Origin of the sequence: Phocaeicola sp. ICN-14070, assembly GCF_037892625.1 — a bacterium.
GTDB classification, from domain to species: Bacteria; Bacteroidota; Bacteroidia; order Bacteroidales; family Bacteroidaceae; genus Phocaeicola; species Phocaeicola plebeius.
In genome coordinates, this window is record NZ_JBBKBF010000194.1 from 1 (window position 1) to 318 (window position 318).

Here is a 318-nt window from a genome sequence, read left to right on the forward strand (position 1 = left end):
TTGTCCTCCACTACTGCTACGATAGCCATCACGTCCTCCGGCTTGTAGTAGGTCTTGTGGCTGATTTGCGTATAAGCCAAAGTTCCGTTGTCCCGAAGCGTCTGCACTGTCCGTGGGCAGATGTTGAGCATCTGACACACGTCCTGCGTGTCGAGCCACTTGTTCATGGTCTTGTCCTCACTGCGCTCACGGATTCTGTCCATGCGCTTCACGAAGTTCTCCAACTGGGCATCAAGATAGTTGAATGCCTCTTCCTCGAATACGATGAATCCCATACTTTTCTTTTTTCTAAGTTAATACTATGTTATATGTCGCAAA

General features: G+C 48.1%; 1 protein-coding gene. It reads right to left on the reverse strand.

What is annotated here, in order from left to right:
* Nucleotides 1-275, reverse strand: a 275-nt coding sequence (locus WKT20_RS18270; RefSeq protein ID WP_340417891.1) for a helix-turn-helix domain-containing protein, incomplete at its 3' end; no start/stop codon positions are given.
* Between the last annotated feature and the right edge of the window lie 43 nt (nucleotides 276-318).